Source organism: Saccharopolyspora sp. NPDC049426 (assembly GCF_040676935.1).
Lineage (GTDB): Bacteria > Actinomycetota > Actinomycetes > Mycobacteriales > Pseudonocardiaceae > Saccharopolyspora.
Genome location: NZ_JBFAPZ010000004.1, coordinates 134673 through 155312 on the forward strand (window position 1 = coordinate 134673; position 20640 = coordinate 155312).

Genomic DNA, 20640 nt, shown 5'->3' on the forward strand with positions numbered 1-20640 from the left:
CGAGCGCTCAGAGGCGTTCGACGAGGGTCGCGTTGGCCATGCCGCCGCCCTCGCACATGGTCTGCAGCCCGTACCGGCCACCGGTGGCCTGCAGCTGGTTGACCAGCGTGGTCAGCAGGCGCGTGCCGGAAGCGCCGAGCGGGTGGCCCAGCGCGATGGCCCCACCGCGCGGGTTGAGGCGGGCGGGGTCGGCGTCGAACTCGCGCTGCCACAGCAGCGGCACCGGCGCGAACGCCTCGTTGACCTCGTAGGCGTCGATCTCGTCGATCGACACACCGGCGCGGTCCAGCAGCTTGCGGGTGGCCGGTACGACGCCGGTGAGCATGAGCAGCGGGTCGCTGCCGGTGACGGCGAAGCTGTGGAACCGGGCCTTGGGCTGCACGCCCAGCGCCGCGGCCTTGGCCTCGCTCATGATGAGCACCGCCGACGCGCCGTCGGTCAGCGGCGAGGAGTTGCCCGGCGTGATCCGCCAGTCGATCTCCGGGAAGCGCTTCGCCAGCTCCTCGTCGGCGAAGGAGGCCCGCAGGCCCGCGAGCCCTTCGGCGGTGGTCGACGCGCGCACGGTCTCGTCGGTGCTCACGACGCGCTCGGTGCCGTCCTCGCCGGTCACCGCCACCGGCAGGATCTCGTCGTCGAAGGCCCCACCGGCGGCGGTCTGCGCGGCGCGGGCGTGGGAGCGGGCGGAGAACTCGTCGAGCTCCTCGCGGCCGAACTTCCACCGCGCCGCGATCAGCTCCGCCGAGACGCCTTGGTTCACCAGGCCTTCGGGGTAGCGGGCGGCCATCGACGGGCCTCTGGGGTCGGTTCCCATCGGGGTGGTGCCCATCGGCACCCGGCTCATCGACTCCACACCGCAGGCGATCACGACGTCGTAGGTGCCCGCGAGGACGCCTTGGGCGGCGAAGTGCGCTGCCTGCTGGCTCGAACCGCACTGCCTGTCGATGGTCGTGGCGGGCACCGATTCCGGGAAACCGGCTCCCAGCACGGCGTTGCGGGTGATGTTGAGCGCCTGCTCGCCGGCCTGGCCGACGCAGCCGCCGATGACGTCGTCGACCTCACCGGGGTCGATGCCCGTCCGCTCGACGAGCCCGCGCAGCGTGCGGGTGAGCAGTTCGGCCGGGTGGATGCTCGACAGCTGCCCTCCGGGTTTTCCCTTGCCTGATGGGGTTCTGATCGCGTCGACGATGACGGCGTCCATGGCGCTCCTCCTCCGAAGTCCACTTAACGTTCGCTAAGCAGGCGCGGGGTGTCAATACGACGAACGCTTGGTTACTTATCGCTCGCTCAGTATGCTGCCCTCCAGTGCTCGGAGGACATGTGAGGAGTCGGAAAGTGGACATCGAGGATGCTGTCGCGCTCGTGACCGGGGGTGCGTCCGGGCTGGGCCTGGCGACGGTGAAGGAACTGCGCGGCCAGGGCGCGAAGGTCGTCATCGTGGACCTGCCGTCCTCGCAGGGCGAGGCCGTGGCCGCGGAGCTCGGCGACGGCGTCGTGTTCGCCGCAGCCGACGTCACCGACGAGGAGCAGGTGAGCGCGGCGCTCGACGCCGCGGACCGGCTGGGGCAGCTGCGGATCGCGGTGAACTGCGCGGGCATCGGCAACGCCGCCAAGACCGTCGGGAAGAAGGGCGCCTTCCCGCTCGCCGACTTCACCAAGGTCATCAACGTCAACCTCATCGGCACCTTCAACGTGCTCCGGCTCGCCGCCGAGCGCATGTCCCGGACCGAACCGGTCGGGGAGGAGCGCGGCGTCATCGTCAACACCGCCTCGGTCGCCGCGTTCGACGGGCAGGTCGGTCAGGCCGCCTACTCGGCTTCCAAGGGCGGCATCGTCGGCATGACGCTGCCCATCGCGCGCGACCTGGCGAGCCTGAAGATCCGGGTGACGACCATCGCCCCGGGTCTGTTCCACACGCCGCTGTTCTCCGCGCTGCCCGAGGAGGCGGTCGCCTCCCTCGGCGCTCAGGTCCCGCACCCGTCGCGGCTCGGCGACCCCGCCGAGTACGGATCCCTGGTGCGCCACGTCGTCGAGAACCCCATGCTCAACGGGGAGACCATCCGGCTGGACGGGGCCATCCGCATGGCACCTCGATGAGAGCGCGTTCCCGAACCGTGGTGCGAGCGGCGCGGCCGCGAGCCGTGAAGGCCACCTGAGCAACCGGCGGTGCGCACGACGAGTTCAGGAACAGGATCGCTGAGCTCGACCGAACCGGCCGGTGCCCGTCACCGGCCGGTAAGGTCACCCGCAGGCGGGGAAAGGGAGACGTGATGGCTCAGGCGAGTGCGGCGAAGGCGGACGCCGCGTCCGGGTGGCGGGATTTCGGGCCGCTCGAACTGACGCCCATCCTCGACGCCGCGGTCGACGAGTTCCGCGAGAGCGGGTTCCACGGCGCGACCGTGCGCCAGATCGCCCGCCGGGTCGGCATGACCGTTCCCGCGCTGTACTACCACCACGAGAACAAGGAAGGGCTTCTCGTGGCCCTCCTCGAACTGGGCACCGGCGATGTCGCCTGGCGGGTGCGCGCCGCCGCACGCGAGGCCCCGGAGTCCCCGCGCGAGCAGTTCGTGAACGTCATCGAAGCCATCGTGCTGCACATGACCTACCGGGTCCGGCTGGCCGCGCTCGACAGCGAGAACCGCTACCTGTCGCCGAGCAACCGGCGCCGCTACAGCGCCCGCCGCAAGACGGTGGAGACCGTCCTGACCGAGGTCATCGAAACCGGCAGCCGCGACGGCACCTTCACCATCGCCGACCCGGTGGAGACGTCCCGGGCGCTGCTGGGCATGTGCCAGTCGGTCGCCCGCTGGTACCACGCCGACGGCCCGCTGAGCCCCGAGGAGATCGCGGCTCGCTACGTCGACATCGCCCTGATGACGGTCGGCGCACACACCCGATTGCAGCGCTGAGCCGGCCCGCGCTCGCCACGGCGCACCTCCGCTGCTGGTGGGGCGCGGAGTTCAGAACTCCCGGTTGACCACGAGGTGGGCCACCTCCTCGATCCGGCCCGCGGCGCCGGGGCGGTGCTCGTGCTGGGGCGGCCGGTGCTGGTCGGCGACCCGCTGATGTCGGCCCTGACCGACCTGTGGCCGCGCACGACGGCGGGCATGTCGGTGCGGTGGCGGGACCGCGTCATCGCCAACCTGCACCGGCACCGCGACGCGTTCCTCACCCAGATCGCCCACCGCCAGGCGGGCATCCTGCCCACGCCGGAGGAATACCCGGCGCTGCGCTGGGAGTCCAACGGCATGTTCATGTTCGACGTCATCGAATCCGCTTGCGGCACGGAGGTTCCCGAACGGCTGGTCCGCGATCAGCTCTCGGGCCAGCCCGAGGACATGAGGACGCGGATCGGCCACCTCACCGACGTCATCGCCCACATCCCGGGCGGCCACGCCGCCTGGCTGGACACCTCGGCCCGCTACCGGCCGCCGGCCGCGTAGCCAACTCGTCCGCCGAGCGGCCTCCCGACCCCGGGAGGCCGCTCCTCCTGTTTCACGCAGGCCGCGACCGAACCTGACCCCGTCCGAACCTGCGCGCCGCCGAGAGGGGGCTGGGAGGTGGTCGTGGTGCGTGTGCGAGATGAGGTCGGGGAGGCGGAAGTGGCTGGTTGAGGCAGGGGAGGCGGGCTTCCTCGATGTCGCGACAAAAGGGGGTGTGTTGATGCTGCGAGTTACCGCAGAGATAAGTTAGGCTGGCCTAAGTGTTTGTGAGAGTGCGTTGAGGAGTTCGAGTGGCGACCTACCTGACCGTGACCGGTGCCGAGATGGTGACTCCCCGGGTGCGGCGACTGTGGTTCCGCAGTGATGACCTGTCGGCCTTCGCCGAGAGCGTGCACACCGACCGCTACGTCAAGCTGGTGTTCCCCAAGGCGGGCGTGACCTATCCGGAGCCGCTGGACGTCAAGGCGATGCGCGGCACGTTCCCGGCCGAAGACATGCCCGTGGTGCGCACCTTCACCGCGATGTTCCCGGACGTCGAGAGCGGGACCATGGCCATCGACTTCGTCATGCACGGCGACCTGGGGGTGGCCGGTCCGTGGGCGGCGAAGGCCGAGCCGGGCGACAGGTTGATCCTCAACGGACCGGGTGGCGCCTACAAGCCGGACCCGGAGGCGGACTGGCACCTGCTCGCCGGTGATGAGTCCGCGCTGCCCGCGATCACCGCCGCGCTGGCCGGCATGCCCGCCGACGCCGTGGTGCGCGTGGTCATGCTCGTCGACTCGCCCGCCGAGGCGCCGGACCTGGCGCTGCCCGCGGCCGGCGAGGCCATGTTCATCTACCGCTCGGACGTCGGTGAGGACGGCGCGCTGGAGAAGGCGGTGCGCGAGCTGGAGTGGCTGCCGGGCCGCGTGCACGCCTTCGTGCACGGCGAGGCCCAGGAGGTCATGCGCCGCGTCCGCCCGTACCTGTTCCGCGAGCGCGGTGTGGCGCGCGACCAGGCGTCGATCTCCGGTTACTGGCGGCACGGCCGCACCGAGGAGGCGTTCCGCGAGTGGAAGGCCGAGTTCAACAAGGCCGAGGCCGCGGCTCGCTGAGACCGTGATCAGGCGGCGTTGGCGTCGCGCAGCGTGCGCATCGCGGCTGCGAGGCTCTGCGACTGCTGTTCGCCGAGCGGCTTGAGGATGCGGTTGCGCAGGATCTCGGCGCAGACCTTGCGCGCTTCCTCGGCGACCTCCAGGCCGTGATCGGTGAGCACCGCGTAGATGACGCGGCGGTCTTCGGCCGAGGGTTCGCGGCGGATCAGGTCGGCCTTGGCCATCCGGTCGGCGACCTTGGTGAAGCCACCGCTGCTCAGCGCGGCCTCCACGGCGAGCCGGGTCATCGGCAGCCGGTGGCCGGGGGAGCGCAGCAGTCTGATCAGGATGTCGAACGAGCCCGGGGCGAGGTCCACGCGCTGGATGATCTCGTTCATCAGCAGGCTGTGGGTGGTGTGGTAGCCCTCGATCACCAGGCCCCACCAGGTGACGGTCTCGTCATCGCTGGGCAGATCGACCTCGTGGGCCACAGCTTCCGTTCCCTTCCGCGGACTCATCGCGCTCTCCGTTCTCGCCGACGTGGTGACGGCTCCGAAGTACAATCTTACACGCAATCATCTTGAGCGAAAGATATCTCGTGAGGGGTCTCCTCGCCGAGCGTTGTGGCGAGGTTCAGCGGCCGCCTCCACGGCCTTGTCATCGGATCTTCGGCGGCGAGCGGGTGTGCACTGTGGAGTGATCACCTCGTCCTGACCTGCCGTTAGCGGAGTCACAAACTCGCCACCCGGGTGCGTGGCAGCGGTCCTGCGTGCGAGCATCCCTCGGACCCAACAGCGTCGCGGCAGCCGCGGCGGTTCGAGGAAAGGCTGGATCCAGTGCAGGTCTTGTGGGGCATCGGCGGCATGGTCGTCGTACTGCTGCTGGCGTTGGCGCTGTCGACCAACCGGCGCGCGATCAACCTCCGCACGGTGCTCGGCGCGCTGGCGATCCAGATCGTCTTCGCCGTCGTGGTGCTGCGCTGGCCGCTCGGGCAGCAGGTGCTCGCCGCCGTCGCGGCCGGGGTCACCAAGGTCATCGAGTCCTCGAAGGAGGGCATCGACTTCCTGGTCGGGCCGATCATGCCCACCGAGGGCACGGTCGTGGCCTTCCAGGTGCTGCCGATCATCATCTTCGTGTCCTCGCTGACCGCGGTGCTCTACCACCTGCACATCCTGCAGTGGGTGGTGCGCATCATCGGTGGCGCGCTGCAGAAGGCGCTGGGCACCACGCGGGCGGAATCGCTGAACGCGACCGGCAACATCTTCCTCGGCCAGACCGAAGCGCCGCTGCTGGTGCGCCCCTACCTGGCGAGCATGAACAGGTCCGAGTTCTTCGCGGTCATGGTCGGCGGTCTGGCCACCGTGGCCGGCACCGTCATGGTCGGCTACGCCATGCTCGGCGCGAAGCTGGAGAACCTCATCGCCGCCAGCTTCATGGCCGCTCCCGCCGGTCTGCTCATGGCCAAGCTCATCATGCCGGCGCCCAAGGACGAGCCGAGCTCCGATGACGCCCAGGTCTCCGAGGACGACGACGCGGCCGAGGCCGAGGAGTCCAAGAACCTCGCCTTCGGCACCGCCGCGCCCGCTCCGGAGGAGAAGCCGCGCAACGTCATCGACGCCGCGGCCAGCGGCGCCTCCGACGGCCTCAAGCTGGCGCTCAACGTCGGCGCCATGCTCTTCGCCTTCGTCTCGCTGATCGCGTTGCTGAACCTCATCGTCGGTGCCCTCGGCGGGCTGTTCGGCCTGCCGGACCTGACCCTGCAGCAGATCCTCGGCTACGTGTTCTCGCCGCTGATGTGGGTGATCGGCGTGCCGTGGCACGAAGCCGTCGCCGCAGGCGGTTTCGTCGGCGAGAAGCTGGTGATCAACGAGTTCGTGGCGTTCGGCGACTTCGGGCCGCAGGCGGGCAACTTCAGCGAGAAGACCGCCACCATCATCACCTTCGCGCTCACCGGCTTCGCCAACCTGGGTTCGCTGGCGATCCTGCTCGGCGGCCTCGGCGGTCTCGTGCCCGCCAAGCGCGGCTGGATCGCCAAGGACGGGATCCGAGCGGTCCTCGCCGCCACCCTCGCCAACCTCCTGAGCGCCACGATCGCCGGAATCCTGGTCTAGGACCCCTTCCGCGGTCGGTGCCCGACTACGGCGGTAATCCGTCACCCGACGACGTCAGTGCTCGGAGGCTGCGGTGGTGGGTGACGGATTACTGCGGTTTTCGGGTGTCTGATTACTGCGGTATTCCGTCATCTCTGTGCCCGGCGGTCCGAGTGGCGGGGTCTTCGTTGACAGTTTCTGGCCGCAGGTGGTGGTGCTCTCGCGCGTCCTTCGGGCTCCCGGGGGCTGATGATGTCGTGCTGATCGTGATCGACTGACCAAGCGATTGTTTGGTACGGTTCCTCCGGTGTCCGAGGTGGGGCGCGGGAGGCGTGATGCTGATCAGCGACGTGGTGGCCTTGCCTGCCGGGCGAACGCCCGAAGCTCCGGCGCTGACGTTCGAGTCCACCGCCTGGACGTTCGGCGAGCTCCACGCGTCGGTCCGCCGGCTGGCGAACGGGCTGGCCGACATCGCCCGGCGCGGTGACCGGATCGCCGTGCTCACCGAGAACAACGTCGAGTACGTGCTGGCCTACTACGGCGTTCCGCTCGCGGGGATGGTGCTGCTGCCGGTGAACTACCGGCTCGCGCAGCGGGAGATCGCCGACCTGCTCGCCGACGCCGAGCCGACGGTGCTGATCACCGAGGCCAAGTACCTCGACCCCGCGCGGCACGCCGCCAACGCGGTGCCTTCGATCCGCACGGTGGTCACCGTCGACGACGTCGCGGGCACGACACCCTTCAGCGCGTTGGTCGACGGACGGCCGGACACCGAACCCGAGCGCGCCGACGAGAACTCGCCCGCGTGGCTGATCTACACCTCCGGCACCACCGGGCGGGCCAAGGGCGCCGTGCTGACCCACCGCAACGTCGTCGCGGGCGCGGTCAACGCCGTGCTGAGCTGGCCGCGCGCGACCGAGGAACGGCCGGTGACGCTGGTGCCGTGGCCGCTGTGCCACGTCGCCGGGTACAACGTGCTCGTCGCCCACCTGGCCGCCGAGAACGTCGTGCTGCTGCGCAGGTACGGCGCCGAAGGCTTCCTCGACGCCCTGCAACACCACGGGGTCACCGGCACCACGGTCGCGCCGACGATGCTGGAGATGCTGCTGCGCCATCCCGGCATCGGCGCCTGCGACACCGCCTCGATCACCCGCATCGGCTACGGCTCTGCGCCGATGCCGGTGGCCACGCTCCGCGAGGCCATGACCCGCTTCCCCAACGCCGGGTTCCGCGCCGGGTTCGGCATGACCGAACTCGCCGGCAACGCCCTCGCGCACGGCCCGGAGGGACACCGAGCGGCAGCGTCCGGACGTCCGGAACTGCTGGCCTCGGCGGGACGATCGATGCTGCTGTCGGCGGCGCGCATCGTCGACGACGACGGCGTGGAGCTCGGCCCCGACGAGGTCGGCGAGCTGGAGATCCGCGGTGATCAGGTCTTCTCCGGGTACTGGAACCGGCCCGAGGCGACCGCGGAGGCGTTCCGCGACGGGTGGTTCCGCACCGGCGACCTCGCCCGGCGGGACGCCGAGGGCCGCTTCGCGATCGTCGACCGCCGCAAGGACATGATCCTCACCGGTGGGGAGAACGTCTACTCCCGCGAGGTCGAGGACGTGCTGCGCCAGCACCCGAGCGTGTCGGCTGCCGCTGTCGTCGGTGCGCCGGACGAGCTGTGGGGCGAGCGCGTCGTCGCCGTCATCGAAGCCGACGGCGATTCCCGCCCCACCGAAGGCGAGATCCGCGAGTTCTGCGCGGCGCATCTCGCCGGCTACAAGTGCCCCCGGCAGGTGCTGGTGGTCGACGAGCTCCCGCGCAACACGGCGGGCAAGGTCCTCAAACGCGAACTCCGCGAGCGGGTTCGCTGACCTCGACGAGGAGGAGCACCAGTGGAGATCAACGGCAAGAAGGCGGTCGTGTTCGGCGGGGCCTCGGGCATGGGCCGGGCCAGCGCGGAACTGCTCGCGGCGCAGGGCGCGTCGGTGGCGATCGCCGACCTCGCCGACTCGGCGGGCGAGGACGTCGCCGCGGCGCTGGGCGGCACGTTCCACCCGGTCGACGTCACCGACTTCGCCGGTGTCGAGCACGCGCTGAACGCGGCCGTGGCCGAGCTGGGCGGGCTGCACATCACCGTGACCACGGCCGGCGGCGGCATGGCGCAGCGCACGCTGGGCAAGCAGGGGCCGCACGACCTCGACGCGTTCCGCCGGATCCTGGACCTCAACACGGTCGGCACGTTCAACATCAGCCGCTTGGCGGCGGCGCACATGAACGACAACGAGCCCGAGGACGGTGAGCGCGGCGTCATCATCAACACCTCGTCGATCGCCGCCTTCGAGGGCCAGATCGGGCAGGTCGCCTACACCGCGGCCAAGGCCGCGATCGCCGGGATGTGCCTGACCATGGCCCGCGATCTCGGGTCGATGGGCATCCGCGTGCTGGCGATCGCGCCGAGCCTGTTCGAAACCGGGCTGGTGAAGGGAGCTCCGGAGGACGTGAAGGCCGCGCTGGTCAAGGACGCGGCGTTCCCCCGGCGCATGGGTCGCCCGGAGGAGTACGCGAAGCTGGTGCGGGCCATCGTCGACAACCCGATGCTCAACGGTCAGTGCCTGCGGCTGGACGCCGGCCAGCGCTTCGCGCCGAAGTGAGTCTTGGCAGCCCGATGTTGATCGGCGTAGCCTGCCCGCAACCATGAACGTGAAGGTGCTTCACATTCACCGAGAGGCAGGCTCATGCCCGTTGCCAGGAGGCAGGTGCTGGCCACGGCCGCTGTCGCACCGTTCGCCGCCACGATGTTCGGCGTCACCCCCGCGTCCGGCCAGGAGGCCACCGGCTACCGGGTCGGACGCGGTGTCGGCGACGTGACCGGTCCGGCCGCTGAGAACGGCATGATGGGTTACTCCATGCCGCAGCAGCAGACCGCGGGCATCCACCTGCGCACGCTGGCGCGCGCGTTCGTCGTCGACGACGGCGCGAACCGCGTGGTGTTCGTGACCGCCGAGCTGGGTGCGCTGTTCCAGTCGGTGCACCAGGAGGTGCTGCGCCGCCTCGCCGAGACCTACGGCGGTCTCTACACCGAGCAGAACGTGCTGCTCAACGCGACCCACACGCACGCGGCCTGCGGGGGCGACTCGCACTACGCCGCGTACGACCTGGCGACCCTGGGCTTCCAGGAGCAGACCTTCAACGCCGTCGTCGACGGCATCACCGAGGCGATCGGCCAGGCGCACGACGATCTGCGACCCGGCGCTCTCGCGCTCGGGCGGGCGGAGCTCACCGACGCCAGCGTGAACCGCTCCCGCAGCGCCTTCGACCTGAACCCCGCGCAGGACACCGAGCACTTCCCGCAGGCGATCGACCCGGCGGTGACGGTGCTGCGCTTCACCCAGGGCGGCCGGGACGTCGGCGCGATCACCTGGTTCGCCACCCACGGCACCTCGATGACCAACGAGAACCACCTGATCAGCTCGGACAACAAGGGATACGCGGCCTTCGCCTGGGAGCACCGCGACGCCGAGTTCGTGGCCTGCTTCGCCCAGACCAACGCCGGGGACATGTCGCCCAACCTGAATCTGGAGCCCGGGTCCGGACCGACCGACGACGAGTTCGCCAACACCCGGATCATCGGCGAACGCCAATTCCAGGCAGCGCGAGAGGCTTTCGCATCCGCGCGAGAACCGATGAGCGGGCCGGTCGACTCCGCGCTGTGCTACGTGGACCTCTCCGAGGTCACTGTGGACGGACGATTCACCCCGGACGGCAAGACGCATCGCACCTGCACCGCGGCCATCGGGTTGTCCATGCTGGCCGGCAGCACGGAGGACGGACCGGGAATCCCCATCGGCGAGGGGATCCGCAACCCGCTGCTGGACTGGCTCGGGGGAGCCGATGTTCCCATCCCGCCGGAGCTGGCCGACGAGCAGGCGCCCAAACCCGTCGCGGTGCCCTTCGGAGCGATGCCACCGCACCCGTGGTGCCCGCAGGTGCTGCCGCTGCAGCTGATGCGCATCGGCGAGCTCCACCTGGTCGCCGGACCCGCGGAGTTCACCATCGTCGCCGGACTGCGGATCCGCCGGAGCGTCGCCGCCGAACTCGGCGTCCCGTTGGAGAACGTGCTGATCCAGGGCTACGCCAACGCCTACAGCCAGTACGTCACCACGCCCGAGGAGTACGACTCCCAGCAGTACGAGGGGGCCTCCACCCTGTTCGGCCGCCACACGCTTCCCGCCTACCAGCAGGAGTTCGCCAGGCTCGCCGCGGCGATGCGCGCGGGCCGGCGGGTTCCGCTCGGGCCCCTGCCGCCCGACATGAGCGGAACGCTGCCGAACTTCCAGCCGGGCGTGGTCTTCGACGCCCCGCCTCCCGGCCGCGGCTTCGGTGACGTCCTGGCCGAGCCCGCGAGCGGTTACCACCGGGGCGAGCGCGTCACCGTCGAGTTCGTCACCGGACACCCCAAGAACGACCTGCGTCGCGGCGGTACCTACGCTGAGGTCCAGCGCCTGGTGGACGGCCGGTGGGTACCGGTGGCCGACGACCGCGACTGGTCCACCCAGTACCATTGGAAGCGCAGCGGTGTCGCGTCCTCCACGGCCACGATCACCTGGGACATCCCGGCGGAAGTGCCGACCGGCCGCTACCGGATCGTCCACAACGGAGACTGGAAAGCAGCGGGCTCGGGCGAGGTCACGCCGTTCACCGGACGGAGTCGGGACTTCCTCGTGGCGTGAATGCGAAGTTCCACCGCGCGCGTGGTCGAATCGTAATGTCCGAGCGTGGGAAATGCGGAGTCCAAAGTTCGACACGGGTGGAACTCGGGCCTCGGGTCGCGTACACGTGGGGACAGCACTTGACAAGTCCGAACCAGGAAGGTGTTCATGACCTCTTCGCCGAACGAGCCCGGCCAGAGCGGCTCCGAGAAGCAGCCCGCTGAGGAGACCGAGACCTCGGCAGTGGAGCAGCCCTCGGAGAGCTCCGCAGCCGGCCACGGCGACGCCGAGTCCGGCGCTGAGAAGTCGGGCGCCGAGCAGCCTGGTGCCGAGCAGGGCGAGCCCGATGCGGAGCAGACCGAGAAGTCTCAGCCCGCCGCCGAGACCTCCGAGTCCGCGGAGGCCGCTGAGCCGTCGGAGTCCTCCGAGTCGTCCGGGTCCGCTGAGACCTCTGAGGCGCCTGCGGCCACCGAGTCCGGTGAGGAGCCCGCGAAGAAGAAGAGCAAGGTCGGCATGATCGTCGCGGTGGCGGCCTCCGTGCTCGTCATCGCGGTCGTGGCCGTCGGTGCCTTCTGGCTGTTCAGCGGTGGCTCCGCTCAGTCGACCGCCGAGGACTACGCGGCGCTGTCGACCAAGGAGACCCAGGACCCGCGCAGCGTCAAGGCCGACGACTACCGCGCGGTGGTCTGCAACAGCGCGATGCCACAGATCGAGGAGCTGCAGAAGCAGAAGGCGGAGTTCCTCAAGGTCGCCAAGCCGCAGGACCTGGAGATGCTCAAGCAGGTCAAGACCACGGTCAAGTCGGTCCAGGAGAACGGCGACACGGGCACCGCGACCATGGAGTCCACCGTTCCCGGCCAGCAGCCGCAGGCCGCCGAGCTCAAGCTCGTCAAGGAGGACGGCGACTGGAAGCTCTGCGCCTGATCAGTTCCTTCTCGGTGCCGGGTCGTCGCTGCGACCGGGCACCGATGAGTTTCACGGGCGGTCGCGGTCTCCATTCGCGACCGCCCGTGAAACTCATCCGTGGGAGAGATCATGACCACCACGCACTCTCTGCCGCCCGTCGTGGACGCCGGCACCTGGCAGCGCGAGCTCGACGCGTTGCGCGCCCGTGAGAAGGCGGCGACCCAGGAGCTCGACGCGATCGCCGCGCAGCGCCGCCGGCTGCCGATGGTGCGGATGCCCGACTACGTCCTCGAAGGCGAAGCGGGACCGGTCTCGCTGGCCGAGATCTTCGACGGCGCGTCCCAATTGATCGTGTACAACCACATGTGGTTCCCGGGGGAGCAGTGGCAGTGCTTCGGCTGCACCGGGTTCACCTCTCAGTTCACCCGCCTGGAATTCCTCCGCGACTACGACGCGCGGTTCGTCATCGTCACGCAGGGGCCGATCGACGAGGCCGTGGCCTACAAGCGCCGCGTCGGCAACGCGTTCCCCTGGTACTCCACCGCGAACAGCTCCTTCGGCACTGATGTCGGCGCGCCTCCGGGAGGCGGATTCGGCATCAACGTCTTCCTGCGCGACGGCGACACCGTCTACCGCACCTGGCACACCACGGGCAGGGGCGTCGAGCAGCTCGGGCACACCTTCTCGCTGATCGACGCGCTGCCCTACGGTCGCCGCGAAGCCTGGCAGGACTCCCCGGAGGGCTGGCCGAACGACGAAGACCCCGGAAGCCGCTGGCAGTCCTCCGAAACCGTCGCCGAGCGCTACGGTCGGCCCGACGCCTGACTCACGCCGCGGCGAGCTGCGGTGAGCGGCGCAGCGCCGAGGGCGAGCGCGCCGGGTCCGGTGAAGGCCAGCAGCAGGAAGCACCAGGCGAACAAGGCCGCCTGCTCTCCCTGGTTCTGCAGGGGGAGCAGGCCGTCGGGCTGGTGGACGATGAAGTAGGCGTAGGCCATCGAGCCGGAGGCGAGCACCGCAGCGCCGCGGTGCAGCACGCCGAGCGCGACGAGGAGCCCGCAGCCCAGCTGGATCACCGCGGCCCACCACGACGGCCAGGTTCCGAACGCCACCGTCCCTCCGCCGGTTCCCGGGGCGCCGCCGAAGACGCCGAACAGCGATGCTGCGCCGTGGCTGGCGAACAGCGCGCCGACGACGATCCGGAAGGCGCCGAGGGCGTAGGGCGCGAGGGTGGTTGCTTTCCTGTCGAGACTGGACATTCGCGGCTCCTCAGGTGCGAGCGGACACCCGACGAGCGTTAAGTTAGGCTAGCCTAATGTCAAGGGTGATCAAGGCGACTGTCCAGAACCGGAAGCACCCCTGACTGCGAACGGCCGACCCGGTGCGCACCAGTGGCCGCGATCTGATTCCGCTGGTCAGCGGCCCGGAGTCAGCTGGTAAACGGGAACGATTCAGTTCCGAACCTCATGCTGCTCGCCGTCGGGCCTGGTGGCGTGGGTGCCGCTGGTGCCGGCGCTGTCCTAGCTGTGGCGGTGGCTGCGCGATCGCAGCTGGAAGTCGCGTTCGGCGGCGGGGTTGGCGGTCGGGGCTGCCGGAACCGCCGTCGTGCCGGTCGCTTTCGCCGACGCGACCTTCGTTGACGTGCTCGAAGCGTGTCTCGGTGGTGAGAGCAACAGGATCGTTCGGCTCCCGGGTTTTCACTCGTCGGCGGATTGTGCGTGATCGACGGTGGGCGGACGATCGATCGATTCGCTGATTTCGACGGATCTTCGGGAGTGTGCCGATGGATTCACGGTTCAGGATCACCCGACGACGCGCGCTGCAGGCCGGAACCGGCGCGGCGGCGGCCTTCGCGTTCGCTCCGCCACGCGTGGCGCTGGCCGACGGACCCGGTGTGACCCTGCGGCAGGGCACCAACATCTGCGCCGCCCCGGCACCGGACGGACGCATCGCGTTCGACCTGGTCAACGCGATCTGGTTGCTCGAACCCGGCGGCGGTGCGGCGCGCAAGCTCACCGATGAGCTGCAAGACGCCACGCAGCCGGACTTCTCCCCGGACGGTCGCAACCTGGTGTTCCAGTCCTACCGCGATGGCAACTTCCACCTCTGGACGATGTCTGCCGACGGTTCCGGGCTGCGGCAGCTCACCGCGGGCGGGAAGGACCACCGGGAACCGAAGTTCTCGCCCGACGGAACGGCTCTTGCGTTCGCCTCCGATCGCGCGGGCGGCTACCAGGTGTTCGTGATGGACCTCGGTTCCGGGGTGATCAGCCAGGTCACCCGGGATCGGCCGGACGTGTCGATGCCGAGCTGGTCGCCCGACGGCCGAGCCCTGGTCTACGTCGCCGGGGACACCGCGATCGAGCGCGTGGAGATCGCCTCCGGTCAGGTCACCGTGCTGGTCGACGGTGGTGACGAGGTGTCCCTGCACGGGCCGAGTCTGGCTCCCGACGGCCGGTTGGCCCACGTCCGCCTGGCCGGTGCTCGGCGGGACCTGGTGATCGACGGGCGGACCGCGACCGAAGGTGAGGACGTCTTCGGGTTCGCGCCGCGCTGGCTCGGCACCGGCGAACTGCTCTACACCGCCGACGGCGTGCTCCGCAGGCGCGGACCTTCCGGGGAGCGCAGCGAGATCCCCTTCACCGCAACGGTTCCGGTGGTGTCCCGCCGTGACTACCCGAAGCGGCGTCCCGGGGTGCGCGGGCCGAAGGTCACCGGCATCGCGAGCCCGGTGTGCTCACGCGACGGCGCGCAGGTCGCGTTCCGCGCGCTGAACGCGCTGTGGGTGATGCCGATCGGCCAGGAGCCTCGAAAAGTGGTCGCCGACGGCTATTTCGCGTCCGATCCCGACTTCTCCCCGGACGGGCGGCAGCTGCTCTACAGCAGCGACCGCACCGGCACGGCCGACCTGTGGCTGCACGACCTGGGCACCGGATCGGATCGGCGCATCACCGACGTGGCCGGCGCGGCGATCACGCCCCGGTTCTCCCCGGATGGTGAGCGGGTCGCCTACCAGGACCAGGACGGTGCCACGTGGGTCGCGGAGCTGGTCGGCGGCCAACCGCGCCAGGTGACGCCGCCGCTGTTCCAGCCCGGTCGTCCGGACTGGTCGCCTGATGGGCGAACCCTGGTGCTGGCCGCCGTCAAGCCCTACGGGACGCGGTTCCGCGAGGGGACCAGCCAGATCCTGCGGGTCGACGTGGAAACCGGTGCGCTGCACTACACCGAGGTGATGCCATTCCGGTCGCTGGCCACGCGTGGCGACGACGGCCCGGTGTGGTCCCCGGACGGCAGGCACCTCGCGTTCGTCGTGGAGTCGACCGCGTGGATCGTGGCCGTCGACGCGGCCGGGGCGTTCACCGGTCCGCCCCGCCAGGTCACCACCGAGCTGACCGACTCGTTGAGCTGGCGCGACGCCGACCACCTGCTGTTCCTCAACGGCGGCGAGCTGGGGTCGGTGCACATCGGCACCGGTGAGGTCTCCTCGATCCCGCTGGAACTGCGGTGGACGCCCGCGCGCAGCGGTGAGAACCAGGTGGTGCGCGTCGGTGCGCTGTGGGACGGCGCCTCCGACCAGCTGCGCCGCGACGTCGACATCGTGCTGGCGGGGGAGCGCATCGCCGCCGTGCTCCCGGCCCAGGACGGACGTGCCCGGGTCGACGCGCGGGAGCTGACGGCGATCCCCGGTCTCATCGACGCCCACGTGCACTGGCACCTGCGCGGACGGCAGTGGGGCGACCGGCAGGGGCGCGCCTGGCTGGCCTACGGCGTGACGACGACCCGATCACCGGGGGATCCGGCCTACCAGATGCAGGAGACCCGCGAGGCGCTGAGCTCGGGAGACCGCGTGGGGCCGCGCTACTTCGCCACCGGCGAGGCCATCGACGGCGGGCGCATCTACTACAACTTCATGCGCCCCACGCTCAGCGAGGAGCAGCTGCGGCTGGAGATGCGGCGCGCGTCGGCACTGGATTACGACATGGTCAAGACCTACGTGCGCATGCCGGTCCGGATGCAGCAGGCGGCGATCGCGCAGGCCCACGCGCAGGGCAGGCCGCTGAGCTCCCACTACGTCTACCCGGCGGCGCAATTGGGCATGGACGGGATGGAGCACACCGGGGCCACCAACAGGCTCGGCTACTCCCACACCTGCGACGAGCTCGGCAGGTCCTACGACGACGTCGTGGAGCTGTTCATCGCCAGCGGCATGTCCATCACGCCCACGCTGTTCACCTCGTCGGGCATGTACGCGCAGGACCGGTCGCTGATCGAGGACCGGCGGACGCGGGTGCTGTTCCCGCCCTGGGAGTACCAGCGCCTGCTCGGCGAAGCCGAGGACGCGGCCGGTCCCGACGGGGAGGTCACCCGCTTCAAGCTGGCCGGGCAGGTCGACATGCTGCTGCGCATCCAGCGCGGCGGTGGGTTCATCATCGCGGGGACGGACTCGCCGCTGGACAACATCGCGGTCTCGCTGCACATGAACCTCCGCGCGATGGTCGCGCACGGCTTCACACCCTTCGAAGCCCTCACCACCGCGACCCGGAACCCGGCCCGCTGGCTGGGTCTTCCGGGTGAGCTCGGCGAGATCCGCCCCGGCGCCTACGCGGACCTGGCGCTGGTCGCCGGTGATCCCCTCGCCGACATCACCGCCGCAGCGGCGGTCCGCACGGTCGTCAAGGGCGGTGTCGTGCACACGACGGACGCCCTCCTGGCCCCCTTCGAATCACCGGGCGCGACGACGGCCGCCCCCATCACCGCATCGCACCGCGCCGCCCCGGAGACCGACCCCTCCTTCTGGTGGCACGAACCGGAGTGGACCCACCGGGCCTGCTGCGAGCACCCGCGCTTCGCCTGACGGGGCAGAGGGCGGTTTTGGTCCGAACTGACCGGGCGAAACGGGCATTGATCACGGACGGTTCGGGCCAAAACCGCCCCCTGCTGCGAAACCCCGACCGGCGGGGCCTCGGGGGTACCCGAGCCGCTAGGCGGCTCGGTACCCTGACAAGGTTGCGGTCGCCGGTGTGGGGAGGCGTGTTGGTGCTGCCGGAGCCGAAGGGCGTGGACGTCGATCGCCCGAACTCGGCGCGGATGTACGACTACTACCTGGGCGGGTCGACGAACTTCGCGGTCGACCGCGAAGCCGCCGAGGCCGGGCTGAAAGCGATGCCCTACGCCCGCGACTACGCGGTCGCCAACCGGGCGTTCCTGCACCGCGCGGTGGATCACCTGGTGCGTCAGGGGATCGACCAGTTCCTCGACCTGGGCTCGGGGATCCCCACCGTCGGCAACGTGCACGAGATCGCGCACCAGCACAACCCGCAGGCCCGCATCGCCTACGTCGACCACGAACCGGTCGCGGTCGCGCACGCGCGAGCGCTGCTCGGCGAGAACCCGATGGTGTCCATGGACGAGGCCGACATCCGCGAACCGGAGTCGGTGCTGAACGCCAACGGCGTCGCCAAGATCGACTTCGGGCGGCCGGTGGCGGTGCTGGCGGTCGCGATCCTGCCGTTCGTGCCCGACCAGGACGAGGCCACCGCGCTCACCGCCACCTACCGAGACGCCTGCGCTCCGGGCAGCTACCTGGCCGCCACGCACATCTCGCAGCTCGCCGCCACCGATGAGCAGGTCGCCGCGGCCGAAGAGGTCATGGCCCGGACACCGACCCCGGTGCGGTGGCGCCCGCCGGGGGAGATCGCCGAGCTGTTCCACGGCTACGAACTCATCCCGCCGGGCCTGGTGCCCACGCCCTCGTGGCACCCGGACCTGCCTCCCACCGAGGACGACATCGCCCGCGCCAACGCCTACGCCGCTGTCGGCCGCCTGGTTTAAACGTCTGCACCACCCGGGGATTCTTCGGGCACGGCCTCCGCGTTGCGGGGGCATCCCGTGCAGCAGAACAGGGTGATGTAGCCGTGGAGACGGGAACCCTCCAGCACGTCTACGAACGGCCCGGTCCCTTCGTGACCGCCTACCTGGACACCTCGGCGGACGCGGAGGACGCTGACAAGGCGATCGAGCTGCGGTGGCGAGCGATCCGCGAGCGGTTGCAGCAGCAGGGAGCCGACGAGGCCACCGTCCAAGCGATCGCCGATCACGTGCGCGAACACCACGCGCAAACCGGTCAGCGGGGGCAGGTGCTCGTCGGCGAAGGCGCCGAGGTGGTGCTGCAGGACGAACTGCCCGAGCCGCCCACCGACCTGCCGACCGAGGACCAGGCCCACGTCGGCCCGGTCCCGCACCTGTTGCCCTACCTGCGGCGCTGCCTGACGCGGGTGCCGTTCCTGGCGGCCGACGTCGATCACACCGGCGCCGACCTGACGGTGGTCTCGGGATCCGGGGAGACGACGCGGGTCCGCATCGACGGCGAAACGCATCCGGTGCACAAGACCCACGCGGGCGAGCAGGAGAACCAGCAGCGGTTCCACATGGCCGTCGAGGAGCGTTGGAAGCGCAACGCCGAGGCGGTGGCCGGTCAGATCACCGAACGCGCGGGCAAGATGGGCGTGCAGGCCATCGTGCTCACCGGTGAGGACCAGCAACGCGCCATGGTGCACTCGCTGCTGGGCGATCACCAGGGTCTGGTGATCGAACCGGCTTCCCGGCAGGAGTCGGCCGACGGGTTGCGGCACGAGGTGACCCGCACCGTGCACGACGCGGAGGTCGCCGAGGTGGTCGAGGAGTTCCAGCGCGAGAGCGGCCGAGGCGAACGCGCGGTGGAGGGCTGGCAGGACACCGTGGAGGCCCTGCGCCGCGGGCAGGTCCGCACGCTGCTGTGGACCGCCGACGACCACGCGGGCGACCTGCACATCGGTGCCGGTGCCACCGAGCTGGCCGCGGACGAACGCGCGCTCAAGGACACCGGGAGCGAGATCATCGGTGACGCGCCCGCTAGCGCGGCCGTCGTGCGCGCCCTGGCCGGGACCGGTGCTGACCTGGTGATCACCGAACCCGAGGCCATCGACCTCACCGGCGGCATCGGCGCGGTGCTGCGGTACCGGGCGCCGTGATGCGGCCGAGCCGCGCGGTCGCCTCGTTCGACTCGTCGACCGGCATGCTGCGCGCGCTGTCGCACTGCCTGGCCGGGCAGGACGCGCCCGCGCTGGGTGCGGCTCCGCGCGCGGCGGTGCCGGTGATCTCGGCGCTGCTGGAAGGGGTGAACCGGCTGCCGAGGTCGCTGGCCGACCAGGTGTACGCGGTCAGCGGCGTCGGCGAGGCGGTCTCGCCCGGCAGGCTCGCCGACATCGATGCCGATGACCTCGCCGAGTGGATCGTCGACCACTACCCGCGTCGCAGATATCCGGTGGTGTTCATCGGCTCCTCCAACGGCGCGCTCATGCACCTGGCCGCCGCGCTGGACGCGCCGTGGCTGCCGCAGACGCTGCTGATCCCGGTCCGGCGCAGCGGTGTGGACCGCGACGACCCGGCGGCCGAGCTGGAGGCCGGGAGGCATCCGGGACGCGAGCTGTTGCGCATGAACCCGGAACTCGTGCTGCACCACATGCACGACCCGAACCAGGACCGGCTGATGATCGCCGGCATGTCCTACTTCCGGGTCAAGTGGCGGCGGCTGCCGGTGGCCTACCGCCGGTTCATCCGCGAGCACCTGGCTCCGGACGGCGTCGTGGTCACCTCGGAGTGCGCGCTGGACTGGCCGGTGACCAGGGTCGATGAGCGGCACGTGTTCCAGTTCGGCGCGCTCGGCGGAGCCGACGAGCAGGAGTACTTCACCGGTGGGCCTCGGGTGCGGGAGTTCCTGCGCAGCTACGGCTCCGAGCACGGCTCCTGGAACCCGCCGCAGCCCGACGAGCGACGGCCGGAGGCGGAGTGGGGTTTCGAGCCGGAACTCCTCGATGACCTGGACGCACTGGGTTTTCCGGTGCGCAGACTGCGATTCGGCCACCCGGAGGACCTGAGCCCGGCGGTGGCCGAGCTGCACCGCGACTGGTACGCCGCGCACGGCATGCCGGTCGACCGCTTGCTGGTGGAGACGTTCCTGCTGTTGGAACCGCATTGGGCGCTGCGCACGGGTTCGGTGCCGTTCTGGTTGACGTTCAACGCGGGGCGCTCACCGGAAACCCTGCGCGAGCACCTGGACGCGGTGTCCTACGACGAGATCCGGATGATGCTGTTCTCGCACGGCACCGAGTCGATCGGGCTCGCCCCGATCGAGACCTGGCAGCACCTCGTCGGTCGCGCCCGCCGGTTCGGCACGCTGCTGGGAGCCGATCCGGCCGCCTACCCGAGGGACTTCGCGGGCCTGGTCCGCGCGCACCGCGCGCTCACCCGCGTCCCCCCGCGCGACGAGCTGCCGAAGATGTCGTTCCACGAAGCGGAATCGCTGCTCCGGGGGCCGAACGTGCGCCTGTGAGCACGCATGGCGCGAGGGGTGAGCGGGTAGGCCGTGGGGAGCCCGAGTGGGATTGGAGGACGC

At 70.4% G+C, this 20640-nt stretch carries 17 protein-coding genes; 14 read left to right on the forward strand and 3 right to left on the reverse strand.

Annotated features, from left to right (window positions below; all coding sequences use genetic code 11):
• Positions 1 to 7 precede the first annotated feature (7 nt).
• Positions 8 to 1198 carry a thiolase family protein gene (locus AB0J78_RS09555; protein WP_363788274.1) on the reverse strand — a complete coding sequence of 397 codons (1191 nt, stop codon included), beginning with the start codon at positions 1196 to 1198 and terminating at the stop codon, positions 8 to 10.
• 134 nt (positions 1199 to 1332) lie between these two features.
• On the opposite strand from AB0J78_RS09555, the gene AB0J78_RS09560 reads away from it, so the two are divergent.
• The 4 genes from AB0J78_RS09560 (at position 1333) to AB0J78_RS09575 (ending at position 4534) form a co-directional block, all read left to right on the forward strand.
• Positions 1333 to 2094: a 3-hydroxyacyl-CoA dehydrogenase gene (locus tag AB0J78_RS09560; protein ID WP_363788275.1), complete on the forward strand. Its 762-nt coding sequence runs from the start codon at positions 1333 to 1335 to the stop codon at positions 2092 to 2094.
• Positions 2095 to 2267: 173 nt separating this feature from the next.
• Entirely contained in the window at positions 2268 to 2906 is a 639-nt protein-coding gene (locus AB0J78_RS09565; RefSeq protein ID WP_363788276.1) for a TetR/AcrR family transcriptional regulator, read from the forward strand.
• A gap of 75 nt (positions 2907 to 2981) precedes the next feature.
• The gene (locus AB0J78_RS09570; RefSeq protein WP_363788277.1) at positions 2982 to 3440 is read left to right on the forward strand and encodes a terpene synthase family protein; all 459 of its coding nucleotides are present in this window, start codon (positions 2982 to 2984) and stop codon (positions 3438 to 3440) included.
• A 290-nt stretch (positions 3441 to 3730) separates the two neighbouring features.
• Positions 3731 to 4534: a siderophore-interacting protein gene (locus AB0J78_RS09575; RefSeq protein ID WP_363788278.1), complete on the forward strand. Its 804-nt coding sequence runs from the start codon at positions 3731 to 3733 to the stop codon at positions 4532 to 4534.
• Positions 4535 to 4542: 8 nt separating this feature from the next.
• Here the strand turns inward: AB0J78_RS09575 and AB0J78_RS09580 are convergent, their stop codons facing one another.
• Positions 4543 to 5031, reverse strand: coding sequence for a MarR family transcriptional regulator (locus AB0J78_RS09580; protein WP_363788279.1), 489 nt, complete (start codon positions 5029 to 5031; stop codon positions 4543 to 4545).
• Positions 5032 to 5349: 318 nt separating this feature from the next.
• On the opposite strand from AB0J78_RS09580, the gene AB0J78_RS09585 reads away from it, so the two are divergent.
• The 6 genes from AB0J78_RS09585 (at position 5350) to AB0J78_RS09610 (ending at position 13034) form a co-directional block, all read left to right on the forward strand.
• Positions 5350 to 6624, forward strand: coding sequence for a NupC/NupG family nucleoside CNT transporter (locus AB0J78_RS09585; RefSeq protein ID WP_363788280.1), 1275 nt, complete (start codon positions 5350 to 5352; stop codon positions 6622 to 6624).
• Positions 6625 to 6938: 314 nt separating this feature from the next.
• Positions 6939 to 8465 (forward strand): AMP-binding protein, encoded by a 1527-nt coding sequence (locus tag AB0J78_RS09590; RefSeq protein ID WP_363788281.1) that lies wholly within the window; start codon positions 6939 to 6941, stop codon positions 8463 to 8465.
• A gap of 21 nt (positions 8466 to 8486) precedes the next feature.
• Positions 8487 to 9245, forward strand: coding sequence for an SDR family NAD(P)-dependent oxidoreductase (locus AB0J78_RS09595; protein ID WP_363788282.1), 759 nt, complete (start codon positions 8487 to 8489; stop codon positions 9243 to 9245).
• Positions 9246 to 9329: 84 nt separating this feature from the next.
• Entirely contained in the window at positions 9330 to 11324 is a 1995-nt protein-coding gene (locus AB0J78_RS09600) for a neutral/alkaline ceramidase (protein WP_363788283.1), read from the forward strand.
• A 147-nt stretch (positions 11325 to 11471) separates the two neighbouring features.
• Complete coding sequence (locus AB0J78_RS09605) at positions 11472 to 12227, forward strand: hypothetical protein (protein WP_363788284.1); 756 nt, start codon at positions 11472 to 11474, stop codon at positions 12225 to 12227.
• Between the two features lie 111 nt (positions 12228 to 12338).
• Positions 12339 to 13034, forward strand: a complete 696-nt coding sequence (locus tag AB0J78_RS09610) for a DUF899 family protein (protein WP_363788285.1) — start codon at positions 12339 to 12341, stop codon at positions 13032 to 13034.
• Here AB0J78_RS09610 and AB0J78_RS09615 read toward each other — a convergent pair.
• A complete protein-coding gene (locus AB0J78_RS09615) occupies positions 13013 to 13465 on the reverse strand; it encodes a DoxX family protein (protein ID WP_363788286.1) in 453 nt (150 codons plus the stop codon). The genes AB0J78_RS09610 and AB0J78_RS09615 overlap by 22 nt on opposite strands.
• Positions 13466 to 13989: 524 nt before the next feature.
• Here AB0J78_RS09615 and AB0J78_RS09620 point away from each other — a divergent pair.
• The 4 genes from AB0J78_RS09620 to AB0J78_RS09635 all read left to right on the forward strand — a co-directional run bounded on the left by AB0J78_RS09620 (position 13990) and on the right by AB0J78_RS09635 (position 20577).
• Entirely contained in the window at positions 13990 to 17061 is a 3072-nt protein-coding gene (locus AB0J78_RS09620; RefSeq protein WP_363788287.1) for an amidohydrolase family protein, read from the forward strand.
• A 152-nt stretch (positions 17062 to 17213) separates the two neighbouring features.
• Entirely contained in the window at positions 17214 to 18038 is an 825-nt protein-coding gene (locus tag AB0J78_RS09625) for an SAM-dependent methyltransferase (RefSeq protein WP_363788288.1), read from the forward strand.
• 83 nt (positions 18039 to 18121) lie between these two features.
• Entirely contained in the window at positions 18122 to 19216 is a 1095-nt protein-coding gene (locus tag AB0J78_RS09630) for a hypothetical protein (RefSeq protein ID WP_363788289.1), read from the forward strand.
• Positions 19216 to 20577 carry a hypothetical protein gene (locus AB0J78_RS09635; RefSeq protein WP_363788290.1) on the forward strand — a complete coding sequence of 454 codons (1362 nt, stop codon included), beginning with the start codon at positions 19216 to 19218 and terminating at the stop codon, positions 20575 to 20577. Before AB0J78_RS09630 ends, AB0J78_RS09635 begins: the two co-directional genes overlap by 1 nt.
• Positions 20578 to 20640 lie beyond the last annotated feature (63 nt).

Coding starts and splice junctions, on each gene's coding strand:
- AB0J78_RS09635 (WP_363788290.1), top strand. CDS start 19,216: ATGCGGCCGAGCCGCGCGGTCGCCTCGTTCGACTCGTCGACCGGCATG.
- AB0J78_RS09610 (WP_363788285.1), top strand. CDS start 12,339: ATGACCACCACGCACTCTCTGCCGCCCGTCGTGGACGCCGGCACCTGG.
- AB0J78_RS09555 (WP_363788274.1), bottom strand. CDS start 1,198: ATGGACGCCGTCATCGTCGACGCGATCAGAACCCCATCAGGCAAGGGA.
- AB0J78_RS09590 (WP_363788281.1), top strand. CDS start 6,939: ATGCTGATCAGCGACGTGGTGGCCTTGCCTGCCGGGCGAACGCCCGAA.
- AB0J78_RS09600 (WP_363788283.1), top strand. CDS start 9,330: ATGCCCGTTGCCAGGAGGCAGGTGCTGGCCACGGCCGCTGTCGCACCG.
- AB0J78_RS09605 (WP_363788284.1), top strand. CDS start 11,472: ATGACCTCTTCGCCGAACGAGCCCGGCCAGAGCGGCTCCGAGAAGCAG.
- AB0J78_RS09620 (WP_363788287.1), top strand. CDS start 13,990: ATGGATTCACGGTTCAGGATCACCCGACGACGCGCGCTGCAGGCCGGA.
- AB0J78_RS09615 (WP_363788286.1), bottom strand. CDS start 13,465: ATGTCCAGTCTCGACAGGAAAGCAACCACCCTCGCGCCCTACGCCCTC.
- AB0J78_RS09565 (WP_363788276.1), top strand. CDS start 2,268: ATGGCTCAGGCGAGTGCGGCGAAGGCGGACGCCGCGTCCGGGTGGCGG.
- AB0J78_RS09580 (WP_363788279.1), bottom strand. CDS start 5,031: ATGAGTCCGCGGAAGGGAACGGAAGCTGTGGCCCACGAGGTCGATCTG.